The sequence below is a fragment of the Micromonospora sp. WMMD1102 genome (assembly GCF_029626265.1).
Taxonomy (GTDB): Bacteria; Actinomycetota; Actinomycetes; order Mycobacteriales; family Micromonosporaceae; genus Plantactinospora.
Window position 1 is genome coordinate 5,169,200 of record NZ_JARUBN010000001.1, and the last position, 17,015, is coordinate 5,186,214.

At 72.9% G+C, this 17,015-nt stretch carries 12 protein-coding genes; 7 read left to right on the forward strand and 5 right to left on the reverse strand.

Annotated elements, in window-relative coordinates; translation table 11 throughout:
* Positions 1 to 67: 67 nt before the first annotated feature.
* The 3 genes from O7626_RS23105 (at position 68) to O7626_RS23115 (ending at position 3,876) form a co-directional block, all read left to right on the forward strand.
* Entirely contained in the window at positions 68 to 547 is a 480-nt protein-coding gene (locus tag O7626_RS23105) for a (2Fe-2S)-binding protein (protein ID WP_278066278.1), read from the forward strand.
* Positions 534 to 1,550, forward strand: coding sequence for a xanthine dehydrogenase family protein subunit M (locus tag O7626_RS23110; RefSeq protein WP_278063195.1), 1,017 nt, complete (start codon positions 534 to 536; stop codon positions 1,548 to 1,550). The genes O7626_RS23105 and O7626_RS23110 overlap by 14 nt, the downstream gene beginning before the upstream one ends.
* Before the next feature lie 82 nt (positions 1,551 to 1,632).
* The gene (locus tag O7626_RS23115; RefSeq protein WP_278063196.1) at positions 1,633 to 3,876 is read left to right on the forward strand and encodes a xanthine dehydrogenase family protein molybdopterin-binding subunit; all 2,244 of its coding nucleotides are present in this window, start codon (positions 1,633 to 1,635) and stop codon (positions 3,874 to 3,876) included.
* Positions 3,877 to 3,898: 22 nt separating this feature from the next.
* Here the strand turns inward: O7626_RS23115 and leuS are convergent, their stop codons facing one another.
* Positions 3,899 to 6,742, reverse strand: coding sequence for a leucine--tRNA ligase (gene leuS, locus O7626_RS23120; protein WP_278063197.1), 2,844 nt, complete (start codon positions 6,740 to 6,742; stop codon positions 3,899 to 3,901).
* A gap of 405 nt (positions 6,743 to 7,147) precedes the next feature.
* Between leuS and O7626_RS23125 the strand changes: the two genes are divergently transcribed.
* The 3 genes from O7626_RS23125 to O7626_RS23135 all read left to right on the forward strand — a co-directional run bounded on the left by O7626_RS23125 (position 7,148) and on the right by O7626_RS23135 (position 12,117).
* A complete protein-coding gene (locus tag O7626_RS23125) occupies positions 7,148 to 8,209 on the forward strand; it encodes a MoxR family ATPase (protein ID WP_278063198.1) in 1,062 nt (353 codons plus the stop codon).
* Positions 8,210 to 8,211: 2 nt separating this feature from the next.
* Positions 8,212 to 9,510 (forward strand): DUF58 domain-containing protein, encoded by a 1,299-nt coding sequence (locus O7626_RS23130; RefSeq protein WP_278066279.1) that lies wholly within the window; start codon positions 8,212 to 8,214, stop codon positions 9,508 to 9,510.
* A 126-nt stretch (positions 9,511 to 9,636) separates the two neighbouring features.
* Complete coding sequence (locus tag O7626_RS23135; protein WP_278063199.1) at positions 9,637 to 12,117, forward strand: DUF3488 and transglutaminase-like domain-containing protein; 2,481 nt, start codon at positions 9,637 to 9,639, stop codon at positions 12,115 to 12,117.
* Positions 12,118 to 12,348: 231 nt separating this feature from the next.
* Here O7626_RS23135 and O7626_RS23140 read toward each other — a convergent pair whose 3' ends face one another.
* Positions 12,349 to 12,735 carry a DUF3040 domain-containing protein gene (locus tag O7626_RS23140; RefSeq protein WP_278063200.1) on the reverse strand — a complete coding sequence of 129 codons (387 nt, stop codon included), beginning with the start codon at positions 12,733 to 12,735 and terminating at the stop codon, positions 12,349 to 12,351.
* Positions 12,736 to 12,850: 115 nt separating this feature from the next.
* The gene (locus tag O7626_RS23145; RefSeq protein WP_278063201.1) at positions 12,851 to 14,110 is read right to left on the reverse strand and encodes a DNA polymerase IV; all 1,260 of its coding nucleotides are present in this window, start codon (positions 14,108 to 14,110) and stop codon (positions 12,851 to 12,853) included.
* Between the two features lie 133 nt (positions 14,111 to 14,243).
* On the opposite strand from O7626_RS23145, the gene O7626_RS23150 reads away from it, so the two are divergent.
* Positions 14,244 to 15,245, forward strand: a complete 1,002-nt coding sequence (locus tag O7626_RS23150; protein ID WP_278063202.1) for an aldo/keto reductase — start codon at positions 14,244 to 14,246, stop codon at positions 15,243 to 15,245.
* Positions 15,246 to 15,345: 100 nt separating this feature from the next.
* On the opposite strand, the gene O7626_RS23155 is transcribed toward O7626_RS23150, so the two are convergent.
* A complete protein-coding gene (locus O7626_RS23155) occupies positions 15,346 to 15,657 on the reverse strand; it encodes a hypothetical protein (protein WP_278063203.1) in 312 nt (103 codons plus the stop codon).
* 84 nt (positions 15,658 to 15,741) lie between these two features.
* Entirely contained in the window at positions 15,742 to 16,977 is a 1,236-nt protein-coding gene (locus O7626_RS23160; RefSeq protein ID WP_278063204.1) for an RNA polymerase sigma factor, read from the reverse strand.
* Positions 16,978 to 17,015: the final 38 nt, after the last annotated feature.

Here is a 17,015-nt window from a genome sequence, read left to right on the forward strand (position 1 = left end):
CGCCGAGACAGCCGGTGCGGTCCAGGTCCCCGACACCGCCGTGGTACGCGGCCCGAACGCGGTCGTCGTGCGGCTGACCGTCAACGGCACCCTGCGCAACCTCCTGGTCGAACCCCGGGTCAGCCTGCTGGACGCGCTGCGCGACCGGCTCGACCTCACCGGCACCAAGAAGGGCTGCAACCAGGGCGCCTGCGGCGCCTGCACGGTCTGGGTCGACAAGCGGCGGGTGCTGGCCTGCCTCACCCTGGCGATCACCTGCGAGACCCGGGAGATCACCACGATCGAGGGACTCGCCGAGGGCGACGAACCGCACCCGATGCAGTCGGCCTTCGTCAGCCAGGACGCCTTCCAGTGCGGGTACTGCACCCCGGGGCAGATCATGTCGGCGGTCGCGTTCCTCGCCGAGGGGCACCCGACGGACGACGCGGCGATCCGGGAGTGGATGAGCGGCAACATCTGCCGGTGTGCGGCGTACCCGAACATCCGGGCCGCGATCCGGCAGGTCTGCGAAGAGGCCGGGACGGGCGGGCCCGATGCGGCCGATTAGCTACTCCCGGGTGGCCGACGTGGCCACCGCGATCGGCACGGTCGCCGCCGACCCGGGCAGCACCTTCCTGGCCGGCGGCACCACCGAGGTCGACCTGCAACGCATCCACGTCGCCCGGTCGAGCCGGCTGGTGGACATCAACGACCTGCCGCTGCGCCGGGTCGAGGAACTGCCCGGCGGCGGGGTACGGATCGGCGCCGTCGCCCGGATGAGCGACGTCGCCCAGGCCCTGCCGGTCCGCCGCCGGTTCCCGATGGTCTCCCAGTCCCTGCTGCTCAGCGCCTCACCGCAACTGCGCAACATGGCCTCGATCGGCGGCAACCTGATGCAGCGCACCCGCTGCGGCTACTTCCGGGACGTGGCGGCACCCTGCAACAAGCGCGAGCCGGGCACCGGATGCTCGGCGATGCACGGGGTCAACCGGGGCCACGCGGTCCTCGGCACCAGCGACCGATGCATCGCCACCCACCCGTCGGACCTGGCCGTCGCACTCGTCGCGCTGGACGCCGTGCTGCTCACCCAGGGTCCGGGTGGGCACCGGCAGATCCCCGCCGACGACTTCTACCTCGAACCCGGGCAGACCCCGGACCGGGAGCACCCGGTCGCACACGGCGAACTCGTGGTGGCCGTGGAGATCCCGCCGCTGCCGATGGCGAGCACCTCGATCTACCTGAAGGTGCGGGACCGGGAGTCGTACGAGTTCGCGCTCGCCTCGGCGGCCGTCGCCGTCTCGCTGGACGCCGGGGTGGTCACCGGGGTACGGCTGGCGCTGGGCGGGATCGCGACGAAACCGTGGCGGGCCCGGCGGGCCGAGTCGGTGCTGGTCGGCGCCCCGGCCACCGTGGAGTCGTTCCGGGCTGCCGCCGACGCGGAACTGGCCGGCGCGGTGTCGCACGGGACGAACGCGTACAAGATCGAACTGGCCCGGCGCACGGTCGTCCGGGCGCTGCGCACGGTCACCGGCGACGCCCGGATGGTCAGCGACGACGGGAACCCACCGTGAGGCGCCGCCGGGGATCCGGCGCGAGGCGGCGACCGGAATCCGGTGTGCGGCGACGGGAGCCGATCGTGAGCGGAGCAGGCAGATGAGTCCGGTGCTCGGGGCCGCCCTCGACCGGGTGGACGGCCGGGCCAAGGTCACCGGCACGGCCCGGTACTCCGGCGAGCTGAACCTGCCCGGTCTGGCCCACGCGGTACTCGTCGGTGCCGAGGTGCCGAGCGGCCGGATCGTCGGAATCGACTGCCGGCAGGCCAGCCTCGCCGACGGCGTGCACGCGATTCTCACCCACCTCGACCTGCCCCGGGTCGCCGCCACACCAACGCTCGTCCCGTCGCTGGCCGGGCTGGTCGCACACGGGCAGAGCTTCTTCCCGATGCAGGACGACGTGGTGCACTACGCCGGGCAGCCGGTCGCGATCGTCGTCGCCGACACCATCGAACGGGCCGAGTACGCGGGCAGCCTGGTCCAGCTGACCTATGCCGAGCTGCCCTCGACGACCCTGCTCGACCAGGGGCGCGACCGGGCGTACGAGCCGGAACGGATCTTCGGCGGGCTGCTACCCGGCCGGAACCCGACCCGGGGCGACCCGGAGGCGGCACTGCGCGACGCCGAGGTGCGCCTCGACCTGACGTACCGGTTCGCGGCCAACCACCACAATCCGCTGGAGGCGTCCACGACCACCGCCGTCTGGGACGACACCGACCGGCTCACCCTCTACGACTCGACCCAGGGGCCGGCCGCCACCCAGCTCAGCGTCGCCGAGCTCCTCGGCCTGGCACCGACCCGGGTACGGGTGGTCAGCCACTACGTCGGCGGCGGTTTCGGGTCCAAGGCGCTGATCTGGCCACACGTCACCCTCGCCGCGCTCGCCGCCCGCCAGCTCGGCCGGCCGGTCCGGCTCGTCCTCAGCCGGGACCAGATGTTCCACTCCTGCGGACACCGGGAGGAGCAGGAGCAGCGGATCCGGCTCGGCGCCGGCCGGGACGGGCGGCTGGTGGCGCTCACCCACGACAAGATCTCGCTGACCTCGCCCTTCGACGACTGGGCCGAGCCCTCCCTGGAGACGGTCTCGGCCACCTACGCCGCGCCGAACTACGCCGGCGGCTACCGGCTGGTCCGGGGCAACACCATCACGCCGACCGTCACCCGGGCCCCCGGCAAGGCGACCGGAATGTTCGCGCTGGAGTCCGCGATGGACGAACTCGCCTACGCCACCGGGGTCGACCCGCTGGAGCTGCGGCTGCGCAACCACGCCGACACCGACCCGGACACCGGCAGGCCGTGGTCGAGCAAGGGGCTGCGGGAGTGCTACCAGCGCGGCGCCGAACTCTTCGGCTGGGCCGGCCGCGACCCGACCCCCGGCAGCCGGCGGGAGGGGCACCTGCTGATCGGCACCGGGATGGCCACCTCCGCCTACCCGGTGGCCGCGCCGATCAGCCCGCAACGGGCCCGGGCCCGGATGTACATCGACGGCAGCGCCGTCGTCGAGGCCGGCATCTCCGAGTTCGGCACCGGCGCGCTGACCGCGATGACCCAGGTGGCGGCGGACGGCCTCGGCCTGCCGTTCGACCGGGTACGGTTCGTCGGCGGCAGCACCGACCTGCCGAACATCGCCGCCGCGGTCGGCTCGGCCGGCTCGGGGGCGACCAGTTCACCCGTACACCTGGCCTGCACCGGGCTGCGCGACCAGCTCGTCGGGCAGGCGGTGGCGGACCGGCAGTCGCCGCTGCACGGCGCCGACCCGGCCGGGGTGGTGGTACGCGACGGCCGGATGTGCCTGCGCGACCAGCCCGAGGTCGGCGAGACGTACGCCGAGCTGCTCACCCGCAACCGCCTCCCGGACGTGGAGACGGTCGGCACCTGGCAGCCGGTCCTGCCGGAGACGACCGACCACGCGATGCAGACCTTCGGCGCCCAGTTCGCCGAGGTGGCGGTCGACGCCGACCTGGGCCTGGTCCGGGTACGCCGGATGGTCGGCGTCTTCGCCCCCGGCCGGGTGCTCAACCGCCGGACCGTGCACGGTCAGCTGATGGGCGGGATGCTGTGGGGGCTGGGCCAGGCGCTGCTGGAGGCGACCCGGATGGACCCGCACACCGGGCGCTGGGCCAACGCCAACCTCGCCGACTACCTGGTGCCGCTCAACATCGACGTCCCGGACGTCACCGTCGAGGTGATCGAGGTACCCGACCCGGTGGTCAACCCGCTCGGGGTGAAGGGGGTGGGCGAGATCGGTGTGGTCGGCGCCGCCGCCGCGATCGCCAACGCCGTCCACCACGCCACCGGCCGCCGGATCCGGCACCTCCCCATCACCGTCGAAGACCTGCTCTGACGCCTTGCCCCCGCCCGCCCCGTCAGCCGACCACGCTTACCATGCGGCCCGGGACCACGATCACCTTGCGGGGCTCGCGGCCGGCCAGGTGTTCGGCGACCGCGGCCAGCGCGGCGGACCGGATCGCCTCCTCGGCCGCCTCCGCCGGCACCTCCACCCGACCCCGCACCTTGCCGTTTACCTGCACCGGGTACGTCACCGTCTCGGCGACCAGCAGGCTCGGGTCGGCCACCGGAAACGCCTCGTACGCCAGCGACCCGCTGTGCCCCAGCCGCTCCCACAGCTCCTCGGCCAGGTGCGGGGCGAACGGCGACAGCATCAGCAGCAGCGGCTCGGCCACCTCGCGGGGGGTGGCGTCCAGCCTGGTCAGCGCGTTGGTCAGCTCGATCAGCTTGGCGATCGCGGTGTTCATCCGGAGGTCGGTGAGGTCGCCCCGGACCCCGTCGACGATCCGGTGCAGCAGCCGGCGGGTCTGCTCGTCGGCCGGCGCGTCGGTGACCCGCAGCTCGCCGGTCCGCTCGTCGACGACGGTCCGCCAGACCCGTTGCAGGAACCGGTACGCCCCGACCACCGCCCGGGTCTCCCAGGGCCGGGAGACGTCCAGCGGGCCCGTCGACATCTCGTAGACCCGGAAGGTGTCGGCGCCGTACGCCTCGCACATCTCGTCCGGGGTCACCACGTTCCGCAGCGACTTGCCCATCTTGCCGTACACCCGGGTGACCTGCTGGTCGCCGAAGTAGTACCGGCCGTCGTCCTCGTGCACCTCGGACGCCTCGACGTAGCTGCCCCGGTCGTCCTGGAACGCGTACGCCTGGATGATGCCCTGGTTGTAGAGCCGGCGGTACGGCTCGGCGGACGAGACGTGGCCCAGGTCGTACAGCACCTTGTGCCAGAAGCGGGCGTACAGCAGGTGCAGCACGGCGTGCTCCTGGCCGCCGACGTACAGGTCGACGCCACCCGGGTCGCCGGGCGAGCGCGGGCCCATCCAGTACCGCTCGTTGGCCGGGTCGACGAGGCGGTCGGGGTTGGCCGGGTCCAGGTAGCGCAGCTCGTACCAGCAGGAGCCGGCCCACTGCGGCATCACGTTCGTCTCCCGGGTGTACCGCTTCGGCCCGTCGCCCAGGTCCAGCTCGACCTCGACCCAGTCCCTGCGCCTCGACAGCGGGGTCTCCGGGTCGGTGTCGGCGTCGTCCGGGTCGAAGGTGCGCGGCGCGAAGTCGTCCACCTCGGGCAGTTCGACCGGCAGCACCGACTCGGGCAGCGGGTGCGGGTCGCCCTGCTCGTCGTAGACGATCGGGAACGGCTCACCCCAGTACCGCTGCCGGCTGAACAGCCAGTCTCGCAGCCGGTAGGTGACCGCGCCGGAGCCGTACCCGTTCGCCTCCAGCCACTCGATGGTCCTGGCCTTGGCGTCGGCGACGAACAGCCCGTTCAGGTCGAGGCCGCGATCCGGCGCGGCGCTGTTGACCGCCGGCCCCTCCCCGGGGTACGCCCTGCCGTCGAAGTTCTCCGGCGGCTGCACGGTACGCACGATCGGCAGCTCGAAGACCTCGGCGAACTCCCAGTCCCGCTCGTCCTGCCCGGGAACCGCCATGATCGCCCCGGTGCCGTAGCCGGCCAGCACGTAGTCGGCGACGAAGATCGGGATCTGTGCCCCGCTCACCGGGTTGCTGGCGTACGCCCCGACGAAGACGCCGGTCTTCTCCCGGTTCTCCGCCTGCCGCTCGATGTCGGTGCTGGCTCCGGCCGCCTTCCGGTAGGCGTCCACGGCGGCCCGCGGGGTGGGCTGCCCGCCGGTCCAGGCCGGCCTGGTCCCCTCCGGCCAGGTGTCGCCGGCCAGCGTCCCGACGAGCGGGTGCTCCGGGGCCAGCACCAGGTAGGTGGCCCCGAAGACGGTGTCCGGCCGGGTGGTGAAGACCCGGACCGGGGCGGCGGCGGTCGGGAAGTCGATGTGCGCGCCGGTCGACCGGCCGATCCAGTTCCGCTGGTTCAGCTTGATCGGCTCGGGCCAGTCCAGCGTGTCCAGGTCCTCGACCAGCCGGTCGCCGTACGCGGTGATCCGCATCATCCACTGCTTCAGGTTGCGCTTGAAGACCGGGAAGTTACCCCGCTCCGACCGGCCGTCCGCGGTCACCTCCTCGTTGGCCAGCACCGTGCCCAGCCCCGGGCACCAGTTGACCGGCGCCGCGGAGACGTACGCCAGCCGGTGGTCGTCGACGATCCGCCGCCGCTCGGTCCCGGACAGTTCGGCCCAGCCCCGGCCGTCCGGGGTGGCCCGGGTGCCCGCGGTGAACTCGGCGACCAGCTCGGCGATCGGCCGGGCCCGGCCGGCGGCGGTGTCGTACCAGGAGTTGTAGATCCGCAGGAAGATCCACTGCGTCCAGCGGTAGTAGTCGGTGTCGATCGTCGCCACCGAACGGCGGTCGTCGTGCCCCATTCCCAGCCGGCGCAGCTGGGCCCGGAAGTAGCCGATGTTCGCTTCGGTGGTGGCCCGGGGGTGGGTGCCGGTCTGCACCGCGTACTGCTCGGCGGGCAGCCCGAACGCGTCGAAGCCCATTGTGTGCAGCACGTTGCGCCCGAGCATCCGCTGGTAGCGGGCGTAGCAGTCGGTGCCGATGTAGCCCAGCGGATGCCCGACGTGCAACCCCGCCCCGGACGGGTACGGGAACATGTCCAGCACGAACAGCTTCTCGGCGTCCGCCCGGGGGTGGCCCGGGTCGGCCAGCGGGCCGACCGGGTTGGGCGCCCGGAAGGTGCCCCGCTCCGCCCACCGGTCCTGCCAGCGGGCCTCGATCTCGCCGGCCAGCCCGGCCGTGTACCGGAACGGCGGGATGTCCGCCGCCGACTCGGCTGCCTCGGTCGTCATGTCGTCTCCTCGCTACGTCCGTCGTCGCCCGCCCCGGTCGACCGGGCTGGCCGAGCGCCCGATCCAGGTTCGTGGGCCGGGTCCGTTCTCCGGGCACAAAAAAGCCCCTCACACAGGAGGGGTAGCCGTGCTGTCGCGCTCTGGCGTGTCAGCACGGCTCGCTAAGGAGCAGGTGGACCCTGGACATGGCGTCATCGTACGCGCCCGGCGCCGCGCTGTCGCAGCTGATACCGGCCGCCGGGCCGGCCCGGCCTCCCGGGTGTGCTCGGCTCTCCCGCCGAATGCGGCTAGCCTGAGTGATGCGGGTGATCCGGTTACGCCGGACGGACGTATTCTCCCGCGAACCATACGGCCGGTCCAACGACTCTCTATAGGCGGCGGCCGTGACCGACGAGGAGGAGGCCCGTGACTTCACAGACCTGGGACGAACTGGGTGGCGCAGTGCCGAGCGACCAGTTCCGCGCCGCCAGCGAGGCGATCGTGGCCAACATCGAAGAGGTCATCGAGGGCAAGACCGCGACGGTCCGGCTCGCACTCGCCGTACTGCTGGCCGAGGGCCATCTCCTGATCGAGGACGTACCCGGGGTCGGGAAGACGAAGCTGGCCAAGGCGCTGGCCCGGTCGATCGACTGCTCGGTCCGGCGCATCCAGTTCACCCCCGACCTGCTGCCCAGCGACGTCACCGGGGTCAGCGTCTACAACCAGGAGACGCACGACTTCGAGTTCAAGCCGGGCGCGGTCTTCGCCAACCTGGTGGTCGGCGACGAGATCAACCGGGCCTCGCCGAAGACCCAGTCCGCCCTGCTGGAGAGCATGGAGGAACGGCAGGTCACCGTCGACGGGGTCACCTACGAGCTGCAGACGCCGTTCATGGTGATCGCCACCCAGAACCCGATCGAGATGGAGGGGACCTATCCGCTGCCGGAGGCGCAGCGCGACAGGTTCACCGCCCGGATCGCGATGGGCTACCCCGACCCGGGTGCCGAGCTGGCCATGCTGGACGTGCACGGCGGCCGGGACCCGATCCACGAACTCCGCCCGGTCTCGGACGCCCTGACGGTACGGAAGCTGATCGCGACGGTCCGCGACGTGCACGTCGCCGACGCCGTCAAGCAGTACGCCGTCGACCTGGTCACCGCCACCCGGGAAGCCCCGGACCTGCGGCTCGGCGCCTCCCCCCGGGCCACCCTGCAACTGCTGCGCACCGCCCGGGCGGTCGCCGCGCTGGAGGGACGCGACTACGTGCTCCCGGACGACCTCCAGGCACTCGCCGTCCCGGTGCTCGCACACCGGGTGATCTCGACCGCGGACGCCCAGCTCGCCCGGCGGACCACCGACGCGATCATCTCCGACCTGGTACACCGGCTGCCGTTGCCGCACGAGCGGCAGCGCTCGCCGTACGACACCCGGCCGGCGACCGGGGACGGCAGCAGCGGGCGCTCCCAGTACGAGCCGCGGGGGCGTTGACGGTGCGCGAGGCGCTGCGCGGACTCACCACCCGGGGACGGTCCTTCCTGGCCGCCGCCGTGGCAGCGGCGATCTCCGCGTTGATCCTCGGCGAGAAGGACCTGCTCCGGGTCGCCGTGCTGCTCGGCATACTGCCGCTGCTCGCCGCGCTCTACGTCGGGCGCAGCCGCTACAAGCTGGCGTGCAGCCGCTCGCTGGAACCGCACCGGGTCCCGGTCGGGGCGAGTTCCCGGGTGGTGCTCCGGTTGCAGAACATGTCCCGGCTGCCGACCGGGACGCTGCTGCTGGAGGACCGGCTGCCATACGCGCTCGGCAGCCGTCCCCGGGTGGTGCTGGAGCGCCTCGGCGCGCACCAGGCGAGTTCGGTGGCGTACACGGTCCGGGCCGACGTGCGCGGCCGCTACGAGGTCGGCCCGCTGGTGATCCGGCTGACCGACCCGTTCGGGCTCTGCGAGCTGACCCGGGCGTTCCCCAGCGTCGACCCGCTCACCGTCATCCCGCAGGTCACCCCGCTCCCCTCGGTCCGGCTGGCCGGCGAGTACGCGGGCACCGGCGAGAGCCGGGCCCGTTCGGTCGCGGTGCACGGCGAGGACGACGCGGCGACCCGGGAGTACCGGCGCGGCGACGACCTGCGCCGGGTGCACTGGAAGTCCACCGCCCGCACCGGTGAGCTGATGGTGCGCCGGGAGGAGCAGCCCTGGGAGAGCCGGGCCACGGTGGTGCTGGACACCCGGGCGTTCGCGCACCGGGGCGAGGGGCCGACCGCCAGCTTCGAGTGGGCGGTCTCGGCGGTGGCCAGCATCGCCGTGCACCTGCGGCAGGCCGGCTACAAACTCCGGCTGGTCAGCGACTCCGGCATCGACGCCAGCGCGAACGACGCCGGTGGCGAGGGCCTGCTGCTCGACTACCTCGCCGACGTGCGGCCCAGCCAGCGCGGCGACGTGGCGACGCTCGTCGAGCGGGTCCGGCAGCACTCCGACGGCGGGCTGGTGATCGCGCTGCTCGGCACGCTCACCACCGCCGAGGCGGATCTGCTGGCCGGGCTGCGCGGCAACGGCGCGACCTGCATCGCGTTCCTGGTGGACAGCTCCACCTGGCTCAACCTGACCCCGCAGGCGCGCGAGGAGGCGAACCACGCACACGGTGCGGCCGCGCTCGGGCTGATGCGCAGCGGCTGGCGGGTGGTCGGGGTCGAACACGGCAGCAAGCTGCCGGCGCTCTGGCCGCAGGCGGCCCGGGGCTCGCAGGGCTTCGCCTGGCGGGCCGTCCTGGCCGAGACGGTCGCCGGTGGAGTGCGGTGACCGGCGGAGTGCCGTGACCGGCGGGGCGCGGTGACCGGCGGAGTGCGCTGACCGGCGACGGATGACGGGACGGGACGAGGCGGCGATGAGGCGGAACGGCAGTACCGGCACGGACGGGAAGATCTGATGAGGGGACGCCGACATCTGGGATTCGTGGCGGCCGGGGCCACCCTGCTCGCCGCCGCGCCGATGTCCACCATCTACGACCGGTGGACCTGGCTGGTGCAGTGCGCGGTAGTCGTCGCGCTGGTCGCCGGCACCGGCACGCTGACCCGCTGGTGGCGGGCACCGGTCTGGGCCCAGGGGCTCGGCATGGTGGCGGCACTGCTGTTCGGGCTGACCTGGATCTTCCCGAGCGGGCAGGAGCTGTTCGCCCTGCTGCCCACCCCGGACACGCTCACCCACTTCGGCTCGCTGCTGGCCAGCTCCGGCGAGGACATGCGCTCGTACGGCGTACCGGTGCAGGACCTCGACTCGCTGCTCTTCCTGACCGCGCTCGGCGTCGGCGGGGTGGCGATCGTGGTGGACCTGCTCACCGTCGGGCTGCGCCGTCCCGCCCTGGCCGGGCTGCCGATGCTGGCGATCTATTCGGTGCCGGTCGCGGTGCACGTCGACAGCGTCTCGGCGGTGCCGTTCGTGATCGGGGCGGCCGGCTTCCTCTGGCTGCTCGCCGCCGACAACGTCGACCGGGTCCGTCACTTCGGACGCCGGTTCACCGGTGACGGCCGCGACGTGGACGTGTGGGAGCCGTCCCCGCTGGCCGCCGCCGGCCGCCGGTTGGCGGTGATCGGTGTCGCGGTGGCCGTACTGCTGCCTCTGGCCGTACCGGGGATGACCTCGGGCCTGCTCAGCCAGATCAACGCCGGTGGCGGTGGCGGTGACGGCAGCGGTCGGGCCGGTGCGGGTGGCTCGCCGGGCCGGGTAAACCTCTTCGCCCAGCTCAGCGGCGAACTGAACCGCTCCGAGCAGCGCGACATGGTGCGGGTGAACACCAACGACCCCGACCCGTTCTACCTGCGCTTCGCCGTCGCCGACGACTTCTCCCGGACCGGCTTCGGGCCTCGCTCCCCGGAGGGGCCCCCGGTGACCCAGGGCCTGCCGGACCCGCGCGAGGTGAGCCGGGAGATCGCCGGCATCACCCGGGAGTCCTACAGCGCGGACGTCGAGATCCTCGACTTCGCCATGCCGTTCCTGCCGGTCTACACCACCCCGGTCGGCTTCCGCCAGATCGACGGGAACTGGCGCTACGACGCGACGATGCAGGTCGTCTACTCGGAGCGGGCGTCGTCGCGGAACCGGAAGTACTCCTTCGACTTCGTCCGCTCGGAGTACACCCCGGCGGCGCTCTCGGCGGCACCGACGCTGGCCCCCGAGCACGCCTTCCGGAAGCTCTACACCACTGTCGAGCCGGTGCGGGAGGTCGAGGAGCTGGTCGCCCGGCTGACCGCCGGGAAGCGGAACGACTACGAGCGGGTCCGGGCGATCTACGACCACTTCTCCCGGAAGAACGGCTTCAGCTACGCGCTGAACACCGAGGGCGGGACCAGCGGGCAGGACATCGTCAACTTCCTCACCAACAAGGTCGGCTTCTGCCAGCAGTACGCCGCCGCGATGACCTGGCTGGTCCGCGAGGCGGGCATCCCGGCCCGGGTGGCGTTCGGCTTCACCAGCGCCAACCGCTCCGCCAACACGTACACGCTGACCAACAACAACCTGCACGCCTGGACCGAGGTCTACTTCACCGGCATCGGCTGGGTGCCGTTCGACGCGACACCGGCGGCCAGCATCACCGGTTCGTGGCGTTCCCAATGGGCGCCGGACCCGGACGCGCCCGAGCAGAGCCCGACCTCCCCGAGCACGTCGACCGACCCGAGCGCCGACCCGTCGGCCGGCCCGGCGGCGGCGGACGGGTCGGATCGGCCGCTCGACGAGGCGTTCGACGGCACCGCCGGGGTCGCCCCGGAGAGCGGGCCGAACTGGCCGCTCTGGGTGGTGGCCGGGGTGCTGCTGCTGGTCCTGCTGCTGACCGTGCCGGCGCTGCGCCGGGCGCTGCTGCGGCGCCGCCGGCAGGCCCGGGCCGCCGCCTCGGCCAGCACCCTCGCCCCGGTGGCGGCGGCGCGGGACGAGGCGCCCGGGGTGGCCCGGGTGGTGCTCAGCGACTCCGAGCTGGCCAGGGCCCGGGCCGACGCGCACGCCGCCTGGGACGAACTGGTCGACACCCTTGTCGACTTCCGGGTCCGGGTGGATCCGGCGGAGACGCCCCGGGCCACCGCCGACCGGCTGGTCCGGGAGGGGCTGACCGGCGACGGCGCCGACGAGGCGGTACGCCTGCTCGGGCACGCCGAGGAACGCGCCAGGTACGCCCGGGAGCCGCTGCGGCACGGTCCGCTCGCCGACGCTCTCCGCTCGGTACGCCGGGCGCTGCGCGCCGGAGCGGACCGGCGTACCCGGCTGGTGGCGGCCACCCTGCCGCCCTCGGTGCTGTTCCGCTGGCGGATGGCGGCGGTGGACCTGTCGGCCAACTTCGTCGGGCTGACCGGCCGGCTCCGGGAACACCTGCTGCGCTGGAATCCCCGACGGGTACTCGCCGGACGGGCGTCCCGCTGACCTGAGCCGTACCGCCGGCCGATCGGCCGGGGGTCTCGGCGGCATGGCAAGGGCCCACCCGCGACGCGCGGAGTGGGCCCTCGCCATGCGCACACAATGTGTCAAATGTCGGACGCGCCGGTGGAGGCGGGCCGGCGGCAACCGGGTCAGGGGCATGGAGAATTGCCACAGGTCGCCGGGACGGAACCCGGCGACACCGTCAGCGGGGCGTGCCCCACGGACGGGCGATGGTCAGCGGTGGCCTTCCGGCCGCTGACGCCACCTCTCCTCGAGTCGGTCGATCAACGACGAGCGTCGCCCGCTGCGGACGCGGCGGCTGGTGGTGCCGCCGACCACGTGCAGGTCCGGCGACTGCGCCTTGCGCTGCGACAGCATCGCGAACGCGGCCGCGCCGAGCATCACCACGAAGCCCGCCACTCCGAGCAGCGGAGTTTTGCTCACCGTGCCGTAGACGACCAATGCAAGGCCAGCGATGATCACGCTGACCGCGACGAGCAGGCGACGCCGCGCGTGGAAACGCGGATCGCTGGCGCGCACAGCCGAGGCGAACTTAGGGTCCTCGGCAAGCGACTGCTCGATCTGCTCGAACAGCCGCTGCTCGTGCTCCGAGAGCGGCACGGCACTCCTCCCCGGTCACGTTGGCCGGTCCGCTCGGACCGACAGACCGTGGCAGCCAACCGGCTGCTTACCCGCCAGTCTACGAGGGGGGTCGCGGGTCGGAAAGCGGGACGACCTATGGCCGCGTCGGATTTTCCGTCCGCCGCTGGTCGGCGTGCCCCAACAGGCTCGCCGGGCGCACCATGGAACGCCCGAATCGGGCAGCGGCGGCGTCCGCCGCGGCCTCCGCGTCCCGCCAGCCGTGTTCGGGCGCGCCGAGCGCGAGCTGCCGGGGTGTCTGGTCGCCGTCGCTGAGCCCTTCGACCCGGACACCGATCAGCCGGATCCGGTCACCGGGGCCGAGAGCGTCGAACAACGCCCAGGCGGTGTCGAACACCTCCCGGGCCACGTCGGTCGGACCACCCAGGGTGCGGGACCGGTTGATCGTCCGGAAGTCGGCGAACCGGACCTTGATCGAGATCGTCCGGCCGACCTGCCCGGCCCGGCGCAGTCGGACCCCGACCTTCTCGGCGAGCGCGAGCAGGGCCCGGCGGATCGCCTCCGGGTCGGCCACGTCGGTCTCGAAGGTCATCTCGGCGCCTATCGACTTCTCCGTGTGCTCCGGGCTGACCCGGCGGGGATCCCGGCCCCAGGCCAACTCGTGCAGGTGGGTCGCCGCCGCGTCGCCCAGACTGCCCCGGAGCATCCCGACCGGCGCCTGCGCGATGTCCCGGACCGTGCGCAGGCCGAGCCGGCGCAGCGTCTCTGCCGCCCGCTCCCCCACCCCCCAGAGCGCCTCCACCGGCAGCGGGTGCAGGAACTCCAGCACCTTGTCGGCCGGGACCACCAGCAGCCCGTCCGGCTTGGCCCGGGTGGAGCCGAGCTTCGCCACGAACTTCGTCGGGGCCACCCCGACCGAGCAGGTCAGCCGCTCCTGCTCGACGACCCGGGCCCGGATCAGCCGGGCGATCTCGGCCGGCCGGCCGAGCAGCCTGCGCGCCCCGGCGACGTCGAGGAACGCCTCGTCCAGCGAGAGCGGCTCGACCAGCGGGGTCACGTCACGAAAGATCTCCATCACCGCCCGGGAGGCGGCCGTGTACTGCCCGAAGTCGGGCGGCAGGAAGACCGCCGAGGGGCAGAGCGCGCGGGCGCGCATCGTCGGCATCGCGCTGCGCACGCCGTACGCCCGGGCCTCGTAGCTGGCCGAGCTGACCACGCCGCGCGGGCCGACCCCGCCGACCACGACGGGCCGGCCCCGCAGGTCGGGACGGCGGCGGACCTCGACGGCGACGAAGAAGGCGTCCATGTCGACGTGCAGGATCGGCGAGCCGGAGTCGTCGGCGTCCGCACCGAAGCGCGGATCGGTGCCGCGTGGCACGGACTGGCTGCGACCCATGCCGGCAGGTTAACCCGGGGGTACGACGAGATCGGAACACGCCGCCACCGCATCGACACTCGCGGTTGTCCCCGACCGGGTGCGGCTCTAACATTGGCGGTCACCGCCACACCGGACACGGGGGAGGAATCCGATGAAGACGGTACCGCTCGGGCAGACCGGCGAGCAGGTCAGCCAGTTCGCCCTCGGCTGCATGCTGATGGGCACCGCCGCCGACGAGAAGTCGTCGTACGCGATCCTGGACCGCTATCTGGAAGACGGCGGCACCTTCCTCGACACCGCCAACTGCTACGCCTGGTGGCCCGACCCGTCGTTCCGGGGCGGCGAGAGCGAGAGCCTGCTCGGCCGCTGGTTCGCCCGCACCGGCCGGCGCGACCAGGTGTTCCTGGCCACCAAGGGCGGCGCCTGGATCGACAACCTGGAGCTGGTGCGCGACCAGCCGGACCTGAGCGTCACCCGGGGGCAGTACGAGGGGGCCGGCGGCGACACCCTGCGCCGGGCGCTCGACGACAGCCTGCGCCGGCTCGGCACCGACCACGTCGACCTCTACTACGTGCACGCCGACGACCGGAACACCCCGCTGGAGGAGACCCTGGAGGCGCTGGCCGGGCTGGTCGCGGCCGGCAAGACCCGGTACGTCGGCTGGTCCAACGTCCGCAGCTGGCGGCTGGAACGGATCCGGCAGCTCGCCGACCGGCACGGCTGGCCGGCGCCGGTCGCCCTGCAACAGCAGCACTCCTACGTGCGCCCCCACCCCGGCACGGACACGCTCTCCATCGTGGACGACGAGCAGCTCGACTACCTGCGGACGAACGACGACGTGACCCTGGTGGCATACTCGCCGATCCTGAAGGGCAGCTACGACGACCTGGCCAAGCGCCGCGACCACCACGTGATGGAGGCCTACCCGGGGGCCGACGCCGAGGCCCGGTTCGCCGCCGTCACCGAACTGGCCGGCGAGCTGGGCGTCACCGGCACCCAGCTCGTGCTGGCCTGGCTGCTGCACCAGCGGGACCCGCAGTTCGTCACCCTGTTCGGCCCGCGCACCCCGGAGCAGTACGCCGCCGCACTGCCCGCGCTCGACCTGGCCCTCACCGACGAGCACCTGGCCCGACTGGCGACCGCCGGGGCCTGACCCGACCGGTGAGCGAGCCGGGGCGAGCAGTCCCGGGTCGCCCGAAGGGCGTCGGCGTGACGGCGGCGGGCGTCCCGGGTCTCGGCGGCCCGCGCCGGCCTCAACCGCTGCCCGGGGTCCGGTCGATCAGCAGGGCGATCCCACCGGCGGTCAGACACTTCTGCGCCTCGGGATGCGTCGGGTCAAAGTCGGTCATGTCCTCGACGGCACCTTCCAGGAACGCGCTGAGCTTCTGCACGGTGTAGTCGGGCGGTACCAGGCCGGCCTTGACCAGGCAGCGCACCACCACCAGCTTCGGATCGGCCAGCAGTTGCGGCAGGGCGTCGTTCGTCGTCGACTCGGTCGCACAGCCCAGCAGGGCGAACGCCGTCGCGGCGGCCAGCAACGCCGCACAGATCCTGGCTGATCTCATCTTCTGCTCCGATCTGACGTTCGGCGCACCAGTGGGCCACGAGCGCGCAGGGAGGCGGCGCAGTGCTCGTGGCTGGCGACAGGGTCAGTTGCCGGTGCCACCGCCGGCTCCTCCTCTGGGCGGGGCCGGGACACCCGACGGAACGGCCGGGTCCTGGGTCGGTTTGCCCGGCAGGGCAGCCCGCCCCACCCGGTACCGGACGGTCCCGGTGGTGTCGGTGGAGATCCGGATCACCAATGTGCAGCTCGCCGGGGTCACCGCACAGTCGACCGGGGTCGGGCCGGCGCTGACCAGCTCGCTGGAGGCCCGTACCTGGCCACTACCGTCGCCACCCGCCTGGATCCGTACCCCGACCAGTCTCGGCGAGACCGGAACCAGCTCGATCTCGACGTCCTTGCCGACCGCCCGGAACGCCTCGACGTAACGGGACCGGTCGGCGAGCGGGTCCTTGATCCGGGCAACGAAGAAGTCGCCCTCCTGCCTGATCTCGATGGCCGAGTTGGCGTAGGACGTCGCCTTTCCGATCCGCTCGGGCAGCAGGCTCGGGCCGGCCACCACCGCGACACTCATCGCGAGCAGGGCTGAGGCCGCCAGCACCAGCCGGCGGGCCGGCCGCGACGACCGGCCGTACACCGGTGTCGGCACGGGCGGGTGGCCCGGTTCCGCCACTATCGAGGAGAGCAGCGCCCGGGCGGCGGGACCGGCCGCCAAGCCGGCAAGTTCCTCGTCGCGTACCCGGGCGAGACCGACCAACCGACGCTCCGCCCGCCTGGTGTCGCTCACCGGGTCTCCCTCCCTGACATCGCCAGCCAGCCTGTCTGCACACCCGCCGTGGCCAGTTCCCGGGCGAGTCTGCGGCGCGCCCGGTGCAGCCGGACCCGTACCGCGTTGCGTGAACATCCCAGTACCTTTGCGATCTCGCCGTTCGAGGCCCTCCCAGGCGACCAGCGAGAGAATCTCCCGGTCGTCGTCAGGCAGGCCGCGGAGCACCTCGCCGATCGTGCCGAGCTCAGCGCTCTCCTCCGCACTCGGCTGATAGAGATGGGCCACCTCTGCGGCGAGTGCCGCCGACAGGTCGTGCCGGCGCGCGATCTGCCGGTGGTGGTTGGCCAGCACGTTCCGGGCCACGCCGTAGAGCCAGAGCCGGGCCTGATCCCCTGGCGGTATCGCGTCCATCCTGCGCCAGGCGATGGCGAAGGTCTCCGCCACCACGTCGGCCGCGTCCTCCGGACCGGCGCACCGGCGCAGGGCGAAGCCGAGGATCCGGCTGAACATGTCCGCGTAGATCGCCTCGAAACGAGCCGTCCGCTCGTCGTCCACGGGTGCGTGCCCCTCTCCCTGTCCGGGGTGACACCTCT